This window comes from Endothiovibrio diazotrophicus (genome assembly GCF_054657215.1).
In genome coordinates this window covers 1-17295 of the sequence record NZ_BAAHXB010000114.1, presented here as the reverse complement: position 1 = coordinate 17295, position 17295 = coordinate 1, and the positions used below count along the sequence as shown (strand labels likewise).

The 17295-nt window shown below is 68.0% G+C and carries 18 protein-coding genes and 1 tRNA gene; 12 read left to right on the top strand and 7 right to left on the bottom strand.

All coding sequences use genetic code 11. The features are described from left to right. Positions 1–106: 106 nt before the first annotated feature. Positions 107–1270, bottom strand: coding sequence for an efflux RND transporter periplasmic adaptor subunit (locus ACYQ2W_RS21210; protein WP_459871844.1), 1164 nt, complete (start codon positions 1268–1270; stop codon positions 107–109). A 204-nt stretch (positions 1271–1474) separates the two neighbouring features. On the opposite strand from ACYQ2W_RS21210, the gene ACYQ2W_RS21205 reads away from it, so the two are divergent. From ACYQ2W_RS21205 to ACYQ2W_RS21180, 6 genes are all read left to right on the top strand, one after another. After that, the gene (locus ACYQ2W_RS21205) at positions 1475–4171 is read left to right on the top strand and encodes an LPS-assembly protein LptD (protein WP_459871841.1); all 2697 of its coding nucleotides are present in this window, start codon (positions 1475–1477) and stop codon (positions 4169–4171) included. 14 nt (positions 4172–4185) lie between these two features. Next, entirely contained in the window at positions 4186–5487 is a 1302-nt protein-coding gene (locus tag ACYQ2W_RS21200) for a peptidylprolyl isomerase (RefSeq protein WP_459871838.1), read from the top strand. Between the two features lie 7 nt (positions 5488–5494). Further along, positions 5495–6469 carry a 4-hydroxythreonine-4-phosphate dehydrogenase PdxA gene (gene pdxA / locus ACYQ2W_RS21195; protein WP_459871846.1) on the top strand — a complete coding sequence of 325 codons (975 nt, stop codon included), beginning with the start codon at positions 5495–5497 and terminating at the stop codon, positions 6467–6469. Between the two features lie 146 nt (positions 6470–6615). Next, the gene (gene rsmA / locus ACYQ2W_RS21190; protein ID WP_459871836.1) at positions 6616–7416 is read left to right on the top strand and encodes a 16S rRNA (adenine(1518)-N(6)/adenine(1519)-N(6))-dimethyltransferase RsmA; all 801 of its coding nucleotides are present in this window, start codon (positions 6616–6618) and stop codon (positions 7414–7416) included. Positions 7417–7537: 121 nt separating this feature from the next. Then, complete coding sequence (locus tag ACYQ2W_RS21185; RefSeq protein ID WP_459871834.1) at positions 7538–7972, top strand: universal stress protein; 435 nt, start codon at positions 7538–7540, stop codon at positions 7970–7972. A gap of 60 nt (positions 7973–8032) precedes the next feature. Then, positions 8033–8326, top strand: a complete 294-nt coding sequence (locus tag ACYQ2W_RS21180; RefSeq protein ID WP_459871831.1) for a late competence development ComFB family protein — start codon at positions 8033–8035, stop codon at positions 8324–8326. A gap of 42 nt (positions 8327–8368) precedes the next feature. Here ACYQ2W_RS21180 and ACYQ2W_RS21175 read toward each other — a convergent pair whose 3' ends face one another. Beyond that, a complete protein-coding gene (locus ACYQ2W_RS21175) occupies positions 8369–8575 on the bottom strand; it encodes an acetyltransferase (protein ID WP_459871829.1) in 207 nt (68 codons plus the stop codon). A 110-nt stretch (positions 8576–8685) separates the two neighbouring features. Between ACYQ2W_RS21175 and pgl the strand changes: the two genes are divergently transcribed. The 4 genes from pgl (at position 8686) to ACYQ2W_RS21155 (ending at position 12156) form a co-directional block, all read left to right on the top strand. Next, positions 8686–9414 carry a 6-phosphogluconolactonase gene (pgl, locus tag ACYQ2W_RS21170; RefSeq protein WP_459871827.1) on the top strand — a complete coding sequence of 243 codons (729 nt, stop codon included), beginning with the start codon at positions 8686–8688 and terminating at the stop codon, positions 9412–9414. Beyond that, positions 9411–10421, top strand: a complete 1011-nt coding sequence (glk, locus tag ACYQ2W_RS21165) for a glucokinase (RefSeq protein WP_459871825.1) — start codon at positions 9411–9413, stop codon at positions 10419–10421. Before pgl ends, glk begins: the two co-directional genes overlap by 4 nt. Positions 10422–10629: 208 nt before the next feature. Next, entirely contained in the window at positions 10630–11547 is a 918-nt protein-coding gene (gene msrP / locus ACYQ2W_RS21160) for a protein-methionine-sulfoxide reductase catalytic subunit MsrP (protein ID WP_459871823.1), read from the top strand. 39 nt (positions 11548–11586) lie between these two features. Then, positions 11587–12156 (top strand): protein-methionine-sulfoxide reductase heme-binding subunit MsrQ, encoded by a 570-nt coding sequence (locus tag ACYQ2W_RS21155; RefSeq protein ID WP_459871820.1) that lies wholly within the window; start codon positions 11587–11589, stop codon positions 12154–12156. Between the two features lie 142 nt (positions 12157–12298). Here ACYQ2W_RS21155 and ACYQ2W_RS21150 read toward each other — a convergent pair whose 3' ends face one another. Continuing rightward, entirely contained in the window at positions 12299–13159 is an 861-nt protein-coding gene (locus ACYQ2W_RS21150) for a flagellar protein MotY (RefSeq protein WP_459871817.1), read from the bottom strand. 270 nt (positions 13160–13429) lie between these two features. On the opposite strand from ACYQ2W_RS21150, the gene ACYQ2W_RS21145 reads away from it, so the two are divergent. After that, a complete protein-coding gene (locus ACYQ2W_RS21145) occupies positions 13430–13756 on the top strand; it encodes a hypothetical protein (protein WP_459871815.1) in 327 nt (108 codons plus the stop codon). After that, a complete protein-coding gene (gene hemN / locus ACYQ2W_RS21140; protein WP_459871813.1) occupies positions 13757–15148 on the top strand; it encodes an oxygen-independent coproporphyrinogen III oxidase in 1392 nt (463 codons plus the stop codon). A gap of 53 nt (positions 15149–15201) precedes the next feature. Here hemN and ACYQ2W_RS21135 read toward each other — a convergent pair whose 3' ends face one another. The 4 genes from ACYQ2W_RS21135 to ACYQ2W_RS21120 form a co-directional block, all read right to left on the bottom strand. Further along, positions 15202–15663 (bottom strand): DUF192 domain-containing protein, encoded by a 462-nt coding sequence (locus ACYQ2W_RS21135; RefSeq protein WP_459871811.1) that lies wholly within the window; start codon positions 15661–15663, stop codon positions 15202–15204. A 112-nt stretch (positions 15664–15775) separates the two neighbouring features. Further along, on the bottom strand, positions 15776–16639 hold the full coding sequence (locus tag ACYQ2W_RS21130) for an EamA family transporter (RefSeq protein WP_459871809.1): 864 nt from the start codon (positions 16637–16639) through the stop codon (positions 15776–15778). 135 nt (positions 16640–16774) lie between these two features. After that, positions 16775–16851 (bottom strand) — tRNA-Arg (locus ACYQ2W_RS21125). 252 nt (positions 16852–17103) lie between these two features. After that, positions 17104–17295: hypothetical protein (locus ACYQ2W_RS21120; protein WP_459871807.1), on the bottom strand; the 192-nt coding region annotated here is incomplete at its 5' end.

The following is a 17295-nucleotide window of genomic DNA, read 5'->3' as shown; positions in this document are numbered from 1 at the left end:
TTAACACTGGGATCGTGGGGGATTTCAAGGGTGTCGGGGGAGGGTGGGAAGGGCGAAGCGAAACTACGATTCCCCATCGCCCTACCGGCTCCTGCGGAGGCGGCCGCTATTGATCGCTTACCGGTACCACTTTCTGGTCGGGGCTGAGGGCGGCCACGTCGCGGGCGGCGATGGGCTGGTCGGCGTCGATGCCGGTGAGGATCACTTGGCGTTCCTGGTAGCGCGGGCCGAGCTCCACCTCCCGCCGCTCCAGGCGGTTTTCCGCGCCGATCCGGTAGAGGTAGGCCCGCCCCTCCTCGCGCAGCACCGCGCTCACCGGTACCGCGATCACCCCGTGCAGCGGCGCCAGCGGCAATTCGGCGCGGGCGAGCTGGCCGGGGAGCAGGCCCTGGCCGTCGAGGCGGATGCGCAGCGGGTGGGTGTGGGTGGTGGGTTCGGGGTCCCGCTGCAGGGCGACCACCTCGCCGTCGCGCCGTTCGCTGCCGACGGTGACGGTGAGCGGACGGCCCAACTCCAGCACCCGCGCGCTCTCGCCGCCCGCCTCCAGATAGAGGTCGAGGCGATCGGTCTCCACCAACGTCAGTGCCGGCTGGGAGGAGGTCACCGAGTCGCCCACCTCGAAGTTGACGCGGTTGACCGTGCCGGCGAAGGGGGCGGTGAGGGTGGTGCGCCGCACGTTGCGACGGGCACGCTCGACGGCGGTGCGGCTCAGGGTGAGGCGCGGCTCGGTGCCGTCGACGCTCTGACGCAGCCGTGCCTCGTCACCCTGCAGTTGAAGCAGTCGCTGGCGCGCTTCGTCGAGGTTGGTGTGGGAGGCCAGCGACTGCTCACCGAGGCGCTCCAGTCGCTCCACCTCACGCTGCTGGAGCTTGCGGTGTTCGCCCGCCAGGGCGAGCAGGCGGCGGTCCCGCGCCACCGCCAGGCGCTCCTCGGCGAGGCGCGCCTGCGCCTCGGCCAGGGCGTCGCGATAGTCCGCTCCGTCCAGTCGGGCGAGCGGCGCACCGGCGACCACCCGCTGGCCCGGCTCCACCAGCCGCTCGGTCACCCGCCCCCCCACCTCGAACTGGAGTTGCGCGCTGCGCGCCGGCTGCAACTGGCCGGTGAGGCGGGTGGTGGGCGTGAGGTCGAGGCGCGTGGTGCGGGTTACCGCCACCCGCGCCGGGGCGCTCTCGCGGAGTTCCGGCTGGGGGACCGGCCGGGTGGCGACGAGGGTGGTGGCGCCGACGCCGACGGCGAGCAGAACGAGGAGGATGGGAAGCGCTTTTTTCACCGGATTATGGGGGGGCGTGGCGGGAAGACAACGGGGGGCGAGTGGGGTATTCTAGGCCACTTCGTCGAGCCGGGGCCAGGAGGTGGCCGGGCGCGGTGAGCGCGGGGCAGGGGGGAGTGGTCCCACCGTCCGTCCCGGCTCACCGTAGCCCACCTGCCTCCCCTGCATCTCCGGCGGGCCCTGTCCACAACAAGAATGCGATCCGTGAAGCGTCACTTCCCTTCCCCCCTTCCCGTGGCGGGTCTGATCTCCGCCATCCTCGGTGGCCCGGCCCTCGCCGCCCCCGGGCCCGGACAATGGGCCTGCGAGAGTGCCGCCGACGGCGGTTGGGCCTGTTTTCAGGTGACCGGGAGTGGCCGGGTCCCGGTGAACGTCACCCCGGTGCCCAAACCGCTGTCCACGCCGGCTGCGGTCGCTCCGGGCGCGGTCCCGGCCGAGCCTGCGGCTGCAGCCGGGGAGGGAGCGGCCCGCGCAGCGGTTCCCTCGGAGCAGCCGGCTGAGGAGGCCCCTCCCGAATCCACCCCTCGCCCCGGTGCCGGGCCGCAAGCGACTCCGGAGCCGCAGCCGATCCACTACCCGAAGCCGCGCCGAGCCGCTGAACCGGAGCGTGCGCCGGCGGCGCGCCCCGTCGCGCCGCGGATGGAGCCGGAACCGACGCCGGCGCCAGAGAGGCGACCGCGAGCGGAGCGCGCGGTGCCCGACGCGGGGCGACGGGACTACTCCCCGGGCGGTGCCGCCATGGCCGAGCGCTACTGGGAGTCGGGGAACCGCTGGGCGCTGTGCGGCGATCCCGCCCCCGCGGCGGAGATCCCCGCCGCCGAGCTCGACGCGCGGCGCCGCGAGGAGCCGATGCGCGCCGAGGCGGACGGCGCCGACATCCACCTCAAGGGCACCTCCACCTTCAGCGGCGGGGTCACCCTGGACCGTGCCGACCAGCACCTGGATGCCGACCAGGTGGACTACGACAAGCCCGCGGCGGTGGCGGTGGCGGAGGGCAACGTCGTCTACCGCCAGCAGGGGTTCGAGATCGACCGCGCCGCCACCGGCCGGGTGGAGATGGACGCCGATCGGGCGGAGTTCACCGAGATGGCCTATCGGCTGCCGCGCCAGCACGCCCGCGGCGAGGCGGCCACGGCGCAGATGGAGGCGGGCGGCGACCGCGCCCACCTGGAGGGGCTCAGCTACACCACCTGTCCCGACGGCAACGGCGACTGGCTGCTCACCGCCGAGCAGATGGATCTCGACTACCCCAGCAACGAGGGGGTGGCGCACCACGCCAAGCTCCGCTTCAAGGGGGTCCCGCTGCTCGCCTCGCCGTGGCTCAGTTTCCCGCTGGACGAACGGCGCAAGTCGGGGCTGCTGGCGCCGAAAATCGGTGCCTCGGATGCCACCGGCTTCGACGTCGCGGTGCCCTACTACTTCAATCTCGCGCCCAACTACGACGCCACCCTCACGCCGCGGCTGATGAGCGACCGCGGGGCGCAGCTGGCGGCGGAGCTGCGCTACCTGCAGCCGGACTACCACGGCACCCTGGACGTCGAGCTGCTCCCCGACGACGACCAGACCGGCGACACCCGCGGTCTGGTCAGTCTCGACCACGTCGGCACCCCCCTTCCCAACGTCTACACCGAGGCGGTATTCAACTACGTCTCCGACGACGCCTATCTGAATGATTTCGGCGGCTCCCTGGCGCGTTCCAGCACCACCCATCTGGAACGCTACGTCTATGCCGCCTATTTCGGCGGTTACTGGAACCTCGCCGGCCGGCTGCAGGACTACCAGACGGTGGACCCGGCCATCACGGCGTGGGGCAAGCCCTACCGCAAGCTGCCCCAGGTCACCTTCGAGGGGGAGTGGCCGTGGCAGCAGGGGCTGCGCTTCGGGGTCAACGCCGAGTACGTCAACTTCGACCGCGAGGTGGGGGTCACCGGCAGCCGGGTGGACGTGCAGCCGCGGGTGAGCCTCGACTGGGGCGGTCCCGGTTACTACGTGACTCCCTCGCTCAGTTACCGCCATACCGCCTACAACCTGGACAACGTTGCCGCGGGCAGTCCCGACTCCCCGGATCGCGGCCTGCCCATCGTCAGCGTCGACGGCGGCCTGTTCTTCGAGCGTGACACCGCCATCGGTGGCCGCTCCCTGGTGCAGACCCTGGAGCCGCGCCTCTACTACCTCTACGTGAAGGACCAGGACCAGTCGCAACTGCCGCTGTTCGATACCGCGATCTACGACTTCAGCTTCTCCCAGCTGTTCCGCGAGAACCGCTTCGGCGGCAGCGACCGGGTGGGGGACGCCAATCAACTCACCCTGGCCCTCTCCAGCCGCTATCTGGACGGAACCAGCGGCCGCGAACTGTTCCGCGCCAGCGCCGGTCAGATCCTCTACTTCGACGATCGCAACGTCACCCTGCCCGGGATGGCGGTGGAGAGCGACGACACCTCGGACTTCGTTGCCGAGGCGGAGTCGCGGCTGTGGCCGGACTGGCTGGTGCGCGGCACCTGGCTGTGGGACGTGCAGGATGAGGACACCGACAAGGGGGTGGTGCAACTGCGCTACAACCCCGGCAAGCGGCGCATCCTCAACCTCGCCTACCGCTACCGTCGCAACCTGATGGAGCAGACCGACGTCTCGCTGTTCTGGCCGGTCACCCCCAACTGGGCGGCGATCGCCCGCTGGAACTACGACCTGCGGGGGGATCGCGGTCTGGAGACCCTGGCCGGCTTCGAATACCAGAGCTGCTGCTGGGCGTGGCGGATGGTCGGGCGCAGCTACGTCAACGACGACAGCGGCGAGAGCAACAGCGGCATCTATCTCCAGTTGGAGCTGAAGGGGCTGGGCCGCCTCGGCAGCGGTCTCGAATCGGTGCTCGAACGGGGCATCCTCGGCTACGGCACGAATTGATGATGGAACACCCGATGACGTTTTTCCGAATCCTGCTTCTCGCCCTGGGCCTGTCGCTCCTCGCCACCGCCGCCCGGGCCGCTCCCCAGCCCGTGGACCGCATCGTCGCGGTGGTCAACGACGCGGTGATCGTCAAGAGCGAGCTCGACGCGGCGATCGCCGAGACCGAGCAGCGGCTCGAGCGCTCCGGTTCGGACGGGCGCATGCCGCCACGGGATCTGCTGGAGAAGCGGGTGCTGGAGCAGTTGGTGATGACCGAGCTGCAGCTCCAGCAGGCCGCCTCGGTCGGCATCCGGGTCGACGACCAGCAGGTCAACGAGGCGCTGCGCCGGATCGCCGATCAGAACCACCTCACCCTGACCCAGTTCAGCCAGGTGCTGGAGCGGGAGGGGATGCCGTTCGCCCGCTTCCGCGAGAAGGTGCGCAAGGAGATGATCATCACCAAGCTGCGCCAGCGGGAGGTGGTCAACCGGATCACGGTCACCGACGAGGAGGCCGACGCCTTCGTCGAGCAGGCCAAGACGCTGGGCGGCGACAACCGGGAGTACCACCTGGCCCACATCCTGGTCAGCGTGCCTCCCGAGGCCACCTCCGAGCAGGCCCGCGCCGCCCGTCTCGAGGTGGAGCAGGTGCTCGGGCGGCTGCGCTCGGGGGCCGATTTCACCCAGACCGCGATGCACGTCTCCGACGGCCGCCACTCCCTCGAGGGCGGCGACCTGGGGTGGCGCAAGCGGGAGCAGATCCCGACGCTGTTCGCCGAGGTGGTGGCCAAGCTGGCCCCCGGCGAGGTGAGCGATCCGATCCGCAGTCCCAGCGGCTACCACTTGGTGAAGCTACTGGAGGTGCGCGGTGGCGAGCGGATGATGGTCACCCAGACCCACGCCCGCCACATCCTGATCATGCCCGACGAGGTCCACTCCGAGCAGGAGGTGAAGACCCGGCTGGAGCAGCTGCGGCTGCGCATCGTCGGCGGCGAGGACTTCGCCACCCTGGCCCGCGGCCACTCCCAGGACCGGGTCTCCGCGGCCAATGGCGGTGATCTGGGCTGGGTCACCCCCGGCACCATGGTGCCCGAGTTCGAGTCGGTGATGGATGGCCTCGCCCCGGGTGAGGTGAGCCCGGTGTTCAAGAGCAAGTTCGGCTACCACATCGTGCAGGTGCTGGAGCGGCGCAACCATGACTCCACCGCCGACATGCAGCGAGCCAAGGCGCGCGAGATCATCGGCAAGCGCAAGAGCGAAGAGGCCCTGGAGAACTGGTTGCGCCAACTGCGCGGCGATGCCTTCGTCGAGTATCGGCTGAACGACGACTACTGATCCCTTGATTCCCCGTTTGGCACTCACTCCCGGCGAGCCGGCCGGGATCGGGCCCGATCTGGCGGTGATGGCCGCCCAGCGGGAGCACCCCGCCGAGCTGGTGGCGGTATGCGATCCGGCGCTGCTGGCGGCGCGGGCAACGGCGCTGGGGTTGCCGCTGGCGCTGGAGGCGGTGGATCTGAGCGCACCAGCCGCGGCGCAGCGGGCGGGGCGGTTGAAGGTACTGCCGGTGGCGCTGGCCGCCGCGGCCGAGGCGGGAAGGCTCGATCCGGCCAACGGCGAGTACGTGCTGGAGACCCTGCGGCGCGCCGCCGACGGGTGCCTGGCCGGCGAGTTCGCCGCGCTGGTCACCGGGCCGGTCCACAAGGGGGTGATCAACGAGGCGGGCCACCCCTTCACCGGCCACACCGAATTCCTCGCCGAGCGCACCGGCGGCGATCCGGTGATGATGCTCGCCTGTCCCGGCCTGCGGGTGGCGCTGGCCACCACCCACCTGCCGCTACGGGCGGTGGCCGACGCGATCACCCCGGCGGTGCTGGCGCGGGTGATCCGCGCCCTCCACCATGACCTGCGGCAGCGCTTCGGTATCGCGGAGCCGCGCATCCTGGTCTGCGGCCTCAACCCCCATGCAGGGGAGGGCGGGCACCTGGGGCGCGAGGAGATCGAGGTGATCGAGCCGCTGCTGGCGCGGCTGCGCGGCGAGGGGATGAGGCTCGAAGGGCCGCTGCCCGCCGATACCCTGTTCACCCCCCGCTACCTGGAGCGCTGCGACGCGGTGCTCGCCATGTACCACGACCAGGGGCTGCCGGTGCTCAAGCACATGGGCTTCGGCCGGGCGGTCAACGTCACCCTGGGGCTGCCCATCGTCCGCGTCTCGGTGGACCACGGCACCGCCCTCGATCTGGCCGCCACCGGCCGCGCCGACCCCGGCAGCCTGGAGGCGGCCATCGCCACCGCGCTGGAGATGGTCGGGCGGACGTGAACATCCAACGCAAAGGTGCAAAGACGCGAAGGGCGCGAAGTGGCGAAGTCGCCTCGCCGGTTTCGCGGGCGGCATATGCGGAAAACCACACGCTCCTTTGCGCTCTCTGCGTCTTTGCTCCTTTGCGTTAAATAAGGGCGTTATTCATGGCACATCGTCCCCGCAAGCGGTTCGGGCAGAACTTCCTCACCGACCGGAGCGTGATCCGCGGCATCGTCGCGGCGATCGCGCCGAAGACGGGGCAGCGGTTGGTGGAGATCGGGCCGGGACGGGGGGCGTTGACCCTTCCGCTGCTGGAGGTCCTCGGCTCGATGGACGTGGTGGAGTTGGACCGCGACCTGATCCCGGTCCTGCGCACCGTTTCGGCCACCGTCGGCGAGCTGCACATCCACGAGGCCGATGCGCTGAAGTTCGATTTCCGTGAGCTGGCCTCCTATCTGGGGGATGACGAGGAGGAGGATCAGCGGCTGCGCGTGGTCGGCAACCTCCCCTACAACATCTCCACCCCGCTGCTGTTCCACCTGATCGATCAGCTCGAGGCCATCCGTGACATGCACTTCATGCTGCAGAAGGAGGTGGTGGAGCGGATGGTGGCGGCCCCCGGTGGCGGTGACTACGGGCGGCTGTCGGTGATGATCCAGTACCGCTGCCGCGCCGAAAAGCTCTTCAAGGTGGCACCTGGCGCATTCTTCCCGCCGCCCAAGGTGGAGTCGGCCATCGTTCGCCTGGTGCCTCACGCCGTGCCGCCGGTGGAGGTGGGCAGTGAGGCGACCTTTGCCAATCTGGTGCGCCAAGCCTTCTCCCAGCGCCGCAAGACCTTGCGCAACAACCTCAAGGGGTTGCTCGACGCCGCCGCCATCGAGGCGGCCGGCGTCGATCCCTCGATCCGCCCGGAACAGCTCACCCTCGCCCAGTTCGCCGCCCTTAGCCGGGCGGTTGGGGCGTGACCGCGGGGCGCCGCAAGCGGCCGCTGAAAAAGTGTCCCCTTTCCTGGTGCCGATCGCTCGCCGATCAACGGGCAGGTGCTGGAGTATACTCACCGTAGTGACGGAGCCGGGGAGAGCGGTCATGTACAAGAAGATCCTGGTGGCGCTCGACTTCTCGCCGGAGTCGGAGGCGGTCGGGCGGCGGGCGGCGGAGTTGGCGGAGCGCTGCGGCGCGCAGGTGTCGCTGATCCACGTGGTGGAGTTCATGCCGATGGACCTGGGTGACGGCATGATGCCGGTCGAGCCGATGGGACTCGACGAGGAGCTGGAGGCGCAGGCGCGGGAGCGAATGACGCGACTGGCCGAGCGTCTGGGGCTGAAGAGCGCGCCGCGGCGTCTGGAGGTGGGGGCGACCCGCGGCGAGGTGATCCGCGCCGCGGAGGAGGAGGGGGTCGATCTGATCGTGGTCGGTAGCCACGAGCGCCACGGTCTGGCGCTGCTGCTCGGCTCCACCGCCAACGCGATCCTCCACCATGCGCCGTGCGACGTGTTGGCGGTGCGCATTCACGACGGGTAGCCGCGCGACCACCGTCTTCGGCGTGCGACGAGAAGCGGAATACGATAAGAAGAGGTTGTAATGACCAACTACGATGCCGTTCAGAATTTCTTCGAGCCGCTGGTCTATGAGCGGATCGGTTCGATGATGGCGAGGCGCAGCGAGGCGCTGGACGACGACTTTCTGGAGGACGTGGCCTGCGTCGCCCTCAACCGCCTGCCCTCGCGCTACGTCCGTTTCCGGGTGGACGCGGCCTTCTACATGACCACCGAGGAGCGCAACGCCATCGACCGGCAGGTCGACGAGGCGGTCGCCGACGCGTTCGCCTTCGTCGCCAGCAATCGCCGCGACCGCGAACTCTCCGAGGCGGGATAGGCTCCAAGGGGCCGGTGGAACGTCTGTTCCACCGGCCCTTTCTCATGCCCGGTAGTGGGGGTCGGTCCAGCAGCGCGGCAGCGCCTCGCCGGAGGGGAAGGCCAAGTCCGGCTTGGCGAAGTCGCTCGGATCGGGCATCTCCTCGCCCGCGTGGAAGCGCCCGTGGACGCGGTCGCGATTGGGATCGAAGAGGGACTCCAGGTCGAGCACCTCCACCAGATCACCACTCTTTTGCTCTTTCAGGAACATGGCTGCACCTCGCTCTGTTCTTCACCGCGAAGGGGGCGGCCCCTTCGGTTGACGGTGTCGGCGTTCTGTTTCACGCTTCTCCACCACTAAGTGTAGCCAAGGGGTAGGGGATGAAGCCGATCGTTCACCGGTTCGAGAGTGGGGAGGCGCTGTTCGACGCCTATGCCGATCGCTGGGCGGCGTTGGCCCGCCGCTATGCGGAGCAGAGCGGGGCGTTCCATGTGGCGCTCTCCGGCGGCGGCGCACCCCGCTGGGTTTTCGAGCGTCTGGCCGGGCGGGAAGACGTTCCCTGGGAAATGGTCCATGTCTGGATCGGCGATGAGCGCTGCGTTGCCGAGGAGCACCCCGACTCCAACTTCGGCGTGGCGCGCCGCACGCTGCTCGATCGGGTGCCGATCCCGGCCGGACAGCTCCATCCCATGGTGCTCGACCCGGACGATCCCGCGGCCGATGCGCGGCGTTACGACACGCTGCTCGGTGAGCGGCTGCCGCCGGGGCCGCGGGAGGTGCCGCGGTTCGACCTGATGATGCTCGGGCTCGGCCCCGACGGCCACATCGCCTCCCTCTTCCCGGATAGCGCGGCGCTGATCGAGCGTCGTCGTTGGGCGGTGGAGAATTTCGTGGAGAAGCTCGGCGTGTGGCGGCTCACCGTGACCTATCCGGTGATCGAGGCGGCGGCCCACCTGCTCTTTCTGGTGCCGGGAACCGGCAAGGGGGCGGTGTTGGCCCGTCTCTTCGGTGCGGGGGGCGACGGCGAGTCGTTGCCGGTGGAGCGCATCCACTCCCTCGGCGAGGTGGAGTGGTTCGTCGAGTCCGCGGCGCTGGAGGAGGGGGCGTGAAGGTCCTGGCCGGGGATCTCGGCGGGACCAAGACGCTGCTGGCGATCGTCGAGTGCGTCGATGCGGGAGGGGGGACGGTGCGCTGCGAGCCGTTGCTGGAACACCGCTATCCCAGCGAAGCGTGGGCGGGGCTCGAACCGATGTTGCGGGACTTCCTGGAGGCGGCGGGGGGGCTTGCCGACGGGGTGGCGTACGGTTGTATCGGGGTGGCCGGTCCGGTGGACGAGGAGGGCGCGGGAGAGCGGGCGGCGATCACCAATCTGCCGTGGTCCCTGGAGAGCGGGGGATTGGCGGAGGCCTCGGGGCTGTCGCGGCTGCGTCTGATCAACGACTTCCAGGCGATCGGTTACGGCATCGAGGCGCTGGGAGCGGAGGCGCTGCACACCCTCCAGGCGGGGACCCCGCGGCCGCGGGGGCCGCGGGCGGTGATCGGCGCCGGTACCGGTCTCGGTCAGGCGCTGCAGGTGTGGTGCGACGGGTATTACGAGGTGCTCCCCACCGAAGGTGGGCACGCCAGCTTCGCCCCCCAGGACGAGGAGCAGCAGCGGCTGCTGGCGGTGTTGCGCGAGACCTTCGGCCACGTCTCCTACGAGCGGCTGGTCTCCGGCCAGGGATTGGTCAATATCCACCGCTTCCTGGAGGGTTCCGGGCTGGCTGCGGGCGAGGCGCTACGCGTGGCGATGGCGGCAGGGGACGCCGCAGCGGCGATCAGTGAGGCGGCGTTGGCGGGGAGCGACCCGTCGGCGATCCACGCCCTGGAACTCTTCGTCCGTATCTACGGTGCCCAGGCGGGCAATCTGGCACTTACCACCGTGTGTAGCGGCGGACTCTTCGTCGCTGGCGGCATTGCGCCGAAGATCCTGCACAAGTTGCAGGAGGTGGCCTTCCTGGAGGCGTTCAACGCCAAGGGGCGGATGGCCAAGGTGACCGCCACCATCCCGGTCCACGTGGTGACCGAACCCCGGGTCGGCCTGTTCGGCGCGGCGCTGGCGGCCAGCCGGTTGTGACTTTGGTCTTTTTTCCGAGCGCTCGAAAGGGACGCAGAGAACGCAAAGAATACCGGTCACCTCTTCTCCGCGTTCTCTGCGTTTTACGACCATGTCGGGCCGGAGTCGTTGTCTGTATACGTTGGACCCGCGGCGGGTGGTCGACCGAATCCAAAACGGGCGGCCGGGCGTATAGGGCTGCAACCGCCAACCATCAGGAGCCGCCGCCGTGCTGATTCGCCGTCCCGATCCCATCCTCCCCTCCGAGATCACCCCCGAAGCGGTCTACCTGGAGCGTCGCCGCTTCCTGCGCCAAGCCGCCTTCGGCTCCGCCGGTATTGCCTTGGCACTGGCCGGGTGTGAGGGGGAGTCGGCGGAGGAGGCGCCGCCGGCTGACGAACCGACCCCCTACAAGGACGTCACCTCCTACAACAACTTCTACGAGTTCGGCACCTCCAAGGAGGACCCGGCGCGCTATGCCGGGTCGCTCAAGACCCGCCCCTGGTCGGTGGTGGTGGAGGGGGAGGTGGAGAGGCCCGGCACGTTGGACCTGGAGGATCTGCTCCGCCCCTTCACCGCCGAGGAGCGGATCTACCGGCTGCGCTGTGTGGAGGCGTGGTCGATGGTGATCCCCTGGCAGGGGATTCCGCTGGGGACGGTGTTGGAGCGCTTCGCGCCCACCTCGCGCGCCAAGTACGTCTACTTCGAGACCCTCCACGACCCGGCGCAGATGCCGGGGCAGAACCGCGGGGTGCTCGACTGGCCCTATCGCGAGGGATTGCGCATGGACGAGGCGATGCACCCGCTGACCCTGCTCGCCACCGGTCTCTACGGCCGTGAGCTGCCGAACCAGAACGGCGCGCCGCTGCGCCTGGTGGTGCCCTGGAAGTACGGCTTCAAGAGCATCAAGTCGATCGTCCGCATCCGCCTGGACGAGCGCCAGCCGCCCACCTCCTGGTCCACCTCCAATCCCGGGGAGTACGGCTTCTATGCCAACGTCAATCCCGAGGTGGACCATCCGCGCTGGAGCCAGCGCTACGAGCGGCGCATCGGTGAACTGCGTCGCCGGCCGACCCTGCCCTTCAACGGCTATGCCGACGAAGTGGCCCACCTCTATGCCGGGATGGACCTTCAGCGCTATTTTTGACGGCGTTCGCCAATTACCGATCAAGTGGACGGATGACGGATGCGCGTGGCGAAACCGCTGCTGTTTTTTCTCTGCCTTCTCCCGGCGTTGATCGGCGCGTGGGGGTTCTACGCCGACCGCTTGGGGGCCAATCCGGTGGAGGCGTCGATCCACTCCAGTGGCGACTGGGCATTGCGTCTGCTGCTGGCGACCCTGGCGCTGTCGCCATTGCGCCGGGCGGGGTGGAGCGGGGCGTTGCGCTTCCGGCGGATGGTGGGGTTGTTCGCCTTCTTCTACGCCGCCCTCCACTTCACCCTCTGGTTGTGGCTCGACCGCTGGTTCCTGTGGCCGGAGATCGCCGCCGACCTGTTCAAACGCCCCTACATCACCGTCGGTTTCACCGCCCAGCTGCTGTTGCTGCCCCTGGCGCTCACCTCCACCGGCGCCATGATCCGCCGCCTCGGCCGCAATTGGCGGCGGCTCCACCGGCTGGTCTATCCGGCGGCGGCCCTCGCCGTGCTCCATTTCCTGTGGAAGGCGAAGGGGCATGACTATCTGGAAGTGGGGATCTACGGCGCGGTGCTGGCCCTGTTGCTGGCCGAGCGGGTGGTGCGGCGGTTCGCACGGTGAGCTTTTTTTCCGCAACGGGGGCGTGAGGACGTAGGGGCAGAGACGCGACAGCGCATCCGATCAAAACGAAGGCAGTGGCAATTCCACGGGGATCGCTCCGTCCGACCGGCGCCCGGTGGATGCGTTATCGCTCGTCTGTCCCTTACTGCAGCACCTCGATCTCCACGCGGCGGTTCTTCGAACGTCCCTCCTCGGTCTTGTTGCTCGCCACCGGCCGCGAGCGGCCGAAGGCGCGCACCTTGATCAGCTTCTTGTCGATGCCCCGGTTGGTCAGGTAGAGCTCCACGTTGGCGGCCCGGGTCAGCGAGATCCGCTGGTTGTATTTGGTGGTGCCACGCATGTCGGAGTGGCCGTCCACCAACACCTTGCGCACCCGGCTGGTGGCGTTGAGGTATTCGATCACCAGATCGAGGTATTCGCGGGTCTCTTCGGTGAGTCGCGTGCTGTCGCTGTCGAAGTGGAGCACCTTGAACTTCACCTGCTCGAAGGTGGGGGTGAGCGAGTCGGCGCAGGCGAGGAATTCACGATACCCCTCGTCGAAATGGATGGCGGTGAGGGCGACCTTGGTCTCCACCACGCCGGGTGGGTCCTCGTAGCGCAGGGTCGGGCTCATCCCCTGCTCAAGGGCGGCGGCAATCTGGTCGATCATCGTCCCTTCGATGCGGAAGGGGGTGCGGCCACGCCCGATCTGCACCTCGCCCAGTCGCCGGGCGTTGACCCCCGGACGCCAACCGGGCGGGGCGCTGATGATGAGCGCCTTGCCGTCGCCGTGGTGGGGGCGCAGGGTCTCCAGCTCGAGCACCAGTTTGCGTCCCATGTCGCGGCGCAACACGGCGCGACCGAAGTTGGGGATCTCGTGGCTGAGGGTGCAGGAGCGCTCGCTGGCGGCGGCCTGCCACTGCGACTGATCGAGATCGGCCTGGTAGGTGAGGATGCGCTCTCCGGCACCGGCGACGCCGGTGACGAAGGCGAGGGTGAGCAGGGTGGGGGCGAGTGGTCTCATCTCGGTTCGTCCGTCACGTTTCGGGGTGGATGGGCGTGGGCCCGTCCGGGTGGGTCGATAGCGAAAATCAAGCAGTTTTCATGCCGCCAATCTCCCGGCCGGCGCGGCGAATCGTCGGAAAAATGGCGGTCAATTCCTGCAGAAAAGATCCCGTTAAGCGGGCCATCGGAATATGCGAGAATACCCGACCCCCTTGCAGAATGCGCCGTTCGATCCCCTTCGGGGAACGGAACGGTCGGCCATCCCAACGTAGAGCCCCGTAATCGAGCGATGGATATCAAGAAACCGAGAACCGTTGAACAGTATGTGGACCTGATCGATCAGGCGATCTTCGAGGTGGAGGAGCTGCGGCTCGCCATGGAGTACGACATGGAGGGTATGGGTGGCGCGGACAGCTTCCTCGCCGAGCTGGAGGAGCAGATTCGCGGCATCAAGCGGCAGATGGCAGAAGGCACCTACCAGTGGGCCAGCGGCGATCTGCCCTTCATGGACATCGTCAACCACGCCAGCGACCGCGCGCTGCCGTTCAAGCACCTGCTGCGGCTGATCAACTTCACCCACGTCACCGGGTTGGAGACCTCGCCAGAGGACGACTGAATGAGCCAAGAGACCGTATTCGACCTGGAGTTGATCCGCCGCTACGACAAGTCCGGTCCGCGCTACACCTCCTACCCGACCGCGCCGCAGTTCGACGAAGGCTTCGGCGAGTCGCAGTACCGGGAGCGGGCCGCGCGGACCAACGCCGAGCAGCCCCTGCGACCGCTCTCGCTCTACTTCCACATCCCTTTCTGCGACACCGTCTGCTTCTACTGCGGCTGCAACAAGATGGCGACCAAGGACCGCGGCCTCGCCCAACCCTACCTGGATCGCATCTATAAGGAGCTGGAGCTGCAGGGCGCGCTGTTCGACCGCTCGCGCACGGTGGACCAGCTCCACTGGGGCGGCGGCACCCCCACCTTCATCAGCCACGACCAGATGCGCGAGCTGATGACGGTCACCGGCCGCCACTTCACCCTGCGTGACGACGACAGCGGCGAGTACTCCATCGAGATCGATCCCCGCGAGGCCACCGCCGAGACGGTGGCGCTGCTGCGCGAGATCGGCTTCAACCGGATGAGCCTCGGCGTTCAGGACTTCAACCCGCAAGTGCAGAAGGCGGTCAACCGCATCCAGTCGGAGGCGGAGACCTTGGCGGTGTTGGAGGCGGCGCGCAGGGAGGGCTTCCGCTCGACCTCCATGGACTTCATCTACGGCCTCCCGTTCCAGAGCGTGGAGAGCTTCGGCAAGACCCTCGATCGGGCCATCGAGATCGATCCCGATCGCCTCTCCATCTTCAATTACGCCCACCTGCCGGAGATCTTCAAGCCGCAGCGGCGGATCAACGAGGCGGACCTGCCGGCCCCCGAGGTGAAGCTGGAGATCCTCCAGATGACCATCGAGAAGCTGACCGCCGCGGGCTATCTCTACATCGGCATGGACCACTTCGCCAAACCCGACGACGAGCTCGCGGTGGCCCAGCGCGAGGGCACCCTCTACCGCAACTTCCAGGGCTACTCCACCCACGCCGAGTGTGACCTGATCGGCATCGGCGCCACCTCCATCGGCATGGTGGGGGCGAGCTACAGTCAGAACCTGCGCGGGGTGGGGGAGTACCAGGAGCGGTTGGACTCCGGCCGCCTGGCGGTGTTCCGCGGCACCGGCCTGAGCGACGACGACCTGCTGCGCCGCGACGTCATCACCCGGCTGATCTGCCACTTCCGCCTCGAATTTGCGGCGCTGGAGGCGCGCCACGGCATCCGTTTCGCCGACTACTTCGCCACCGAGCTGGATGAGCTGAAGGAGATGGTGGAGGATGGGCTGATCACCCTGGATGGGCGCGGGATCGAGGTGCAGCCTGCCGGTCGGTTGCTGATCCGTAACGTCTGCATGGTCTTCGACCGCTATCTGCGGGAGAAGCAGGCCCAACAACGCTTCTCGAAAGTCATCTGAATTTTCCCGGGACGGACCTCCTGCGTCGGCCCGTCCCGGGAAAATTCAGAATATCAAGGGGATGGGGGTGAGGAGCGTTCTTGCAGGCCCTCTACCCGGTTTCCCGGGGTGATGTTGCGTTTGGCGAACCACCCCTGGTTCATCTCCAGCGCATATTTCGCTGTGCCCTTCGACAGGTAGATGTCCAGCCGTTCCGGGGCCATCTGTACGATGTTGAGGATCACGCCCTGTTCGTCGAGGAAGGCGGCGCTGAGCGGCAACGGGGTGTTGCGCATCCATAGGCCGATCCGCTTCGGCTGGGGGTAGGCGAGCAGCATGCCGCGGTTCTCCGCCAGCTCCTGGCGGAACATCAATCCCAGACGCCGCTCCTCCCGGGTGCTCGCCACCTCCACTTCGATCCGATGGTCGCCGATGCGCAGTTCCTTCAGCGCGGCGGTGCCCGCATCTTCGGCCCGGGCGGCGAGGGGGGTCAGCAAAAGCGTGAATAGCAGCGTAAGACGGAATACGGATTTCATAGGGCTCCAGCGACGGTTGCCTGTGGAATAGGGCGGGCCGCGCCCGCCGCGGCGCCGAATCTCGCACCTCGGCGTGGCGATTGCGAATGGGCCGAGCTGGCCGCCCGATGGTTTACAGGATAATGAGTGCCACACCGGCCACCATCAACGAGCCGGCCCCCAGATTGCGGACGAGATCCCGTTCCCCGAAGAGCAGCGCGCCGTAGAGGATACCGAAGAGCAGGCTGGTGCGTTTCACCGCGATCATATAGGCCACCTCCACCTGGGCGATGGCAAGGAAGTGGGTCACCACCATCAGCGCCATCGCCGCCCCCACCGCCAGGTTGGCCAGCGGCCGGCGCACCAGGGCACCGAGCAGGGCGGGGCGATGAAGCAGGGCGAAGAGCAGGGCGCCGGCGCCCACTGCCGGGTAGTAGAAGGCGCCGAAGCTCAGCGGATCGGCATACTGCATCGCCTGCTTGCCCATCACCGAGGTAAGGCTGTAGATCGCCGCCACCGCCAGCATCAACCGCGAGCCGCGCCGGCTCAGCAGCGCCCGTACCGGAGCGAGCCAGCCGCCGTTGCCGCCCCGTTTCAGATCGAGCAGATAGGCCCCGCCCACCACCAGCAGGATGCCCCCGAATCCCCGCAGGGAGACCGTTTCCCCCAGCAACAGATAGCCGGTGGCGACGTTGAACACCGGGGTGAAGGCGAGGTAGGGCAGGGTGAGGTGGAGTGGCGCGTCGCGGATCGCCACCACGTAGAGCAGCATCGCCGCCAGCTCCAGCGGCACCAGCACCCCGATCCAGCCCCAGAATGGCAAGGGGACCGCCGGCAACGGATTGGCCCAGGCCAGCGGCACCAGCAGCAGCGCCGGCAGCGCCAGCCGCACCAGCACCAGCTCCCGCCCCCCGTAATCGCCCAGCCAGCGCTTGGTCATCGCATCCGCGCTGGCCAAGCTGAAGGCGCATAGCAGGGTAATCGGAAACCATTCCATAGAGAGTGAGGCGGGCAAGAAGGGCAGGGGGATGACGTTCGGCCCAGCCTACGGCCCAACCATGACATTCCCAACTACCATTTTTCCCCGACCCATGAAGAAGGGGGCGCCATGGCGCCCCCTTCTTCATGGAAATGGTGCCCCGGAGAGGATTCGAACCTCTGGCCTCTCCCTTAGGAGGGGAGCGCTCTATCCAGCTGAGCTACCGGGGCGGATCGGGTGCGGATTATACCGGGTCGCATGGAGGGCTGCATGGGGGTCGCGACATAAAAAAAAGCCGGCGATGACCCGGGTTTTTTCGGGCTTGGTGGAGTGAGGGGATTAGGATAGCGTCACGTGGAATCATATCTAATTGATTTACGGCTTATTTGTAGCGCGTTATTTGATGGACGGTAGAGCCACCGGAAGCCGCCGCCCGGCGTCCGTGCCGGAGGTTTGGGCGGTGCAGGCTACTCTCCGGCTTTTTACCGGCGATCGTCGGCGCTCTCCCGGGGCTTCCGTTCCCGCGCCTGCTCAGCACGCCGCAACTGGGCGAAGTAGCGGTTTTCAAAGGCGGTGGTCAGTTCGTAGAGGAAATCCAGGATCTCGATGGTGGCCTGATCGGCGAGCTCCTGGTGGGTGGTGGGATCGATTTCGGGAGGGGGGATGCGGTGAGT

Bases quoted from the DNA above. Each gene is read 5' to 3' on its own strand.
- ACYQ2W_RS21200 (WP_459871838.1), top strand. From the start codon at position 4,186: ATGACGTTTTTCCGAATCCTGCTTCTCGCCCTGGGCCTGTCGCTCCTC.
- rsmA (WP_459871836.1), top strand. From the start codon at position 6,616: ATGGCACATCGTCCCCGCAAGCGGTTCGGGCAGAACTTCCTCACCGAC.
- ACYQ2W_RS21185 (WP_459871834.1), top strand. From the start codon at position 7,538: ATGTACAAGAAGATCCTGGTGGCGCTCGACTTCTCGCCGGAGTCGGAG.
- ACYQ2W_RS21180 (WP_459871831.1), top strand. From the start codon at position 8,033: ATGACCAACTACGATGCCGTTCAGAATTTCTTCGAGCCGCTGGTCTAT.
- ACYQ2W_RS21175 (WP_459871829.1), bottom strand. From the start codon at position 8,575: ATGTTCCTGAAAGAGCAAAAGAGTGGTGATCTGGTGGAGGTGCTCGAC.
- pgl (WP_459871827.1), top strand. From the start codon at position 8,686: ATGAAGCCGATCGTTCACCGGTTCGAGAGTGGGGAGGCGCTGTTCGAC.
- ACYQ2W_RS21155 (WP_459871820.1), top strand. From the start codon at position 11,587: ATGCGCGTGGCGAAACCGCTGCTGTTTTTTCTCTGCCTTCTCCCGGCG.
- ACYQ2W_RS21150 (WP_459871817.1), bottom strand. From the start codon at position 13,159: ATGAGACCACTCGCCCCCACCCTGCTCACCCTCGCCTTCGTCACCGGC.
- ACYQ2W_RS21145 (WP_459871815.1), top strand. From the start codon at position 13,430: ATGGATATCAAGAAACCGAGAACCGTTGAACAGTATGTGGACCTGATC.
- hemN (WP_459871813.1), top strand. From the start codon at position 13,757: ATGAGCCAAGAGACCGTATTCGACCTGGAGTTGATCCGCCGCTACGAC.
- ACYQ2W_RS21135 (WP_459871811.1), bottom strand. From the start codon at position 15,663: ATGAAATCCGTATTCCGTCTTACGCTGCTATTCACGCTTTTGCTGACC.
- ACYQ2W_RS21130 (WP_459871809.1), bottom strand. From the start codon at position 16,639: ATGGAATGGTTTCCGATTACCCTGCTATGCGCCTTCAGCTTGGCCAGC.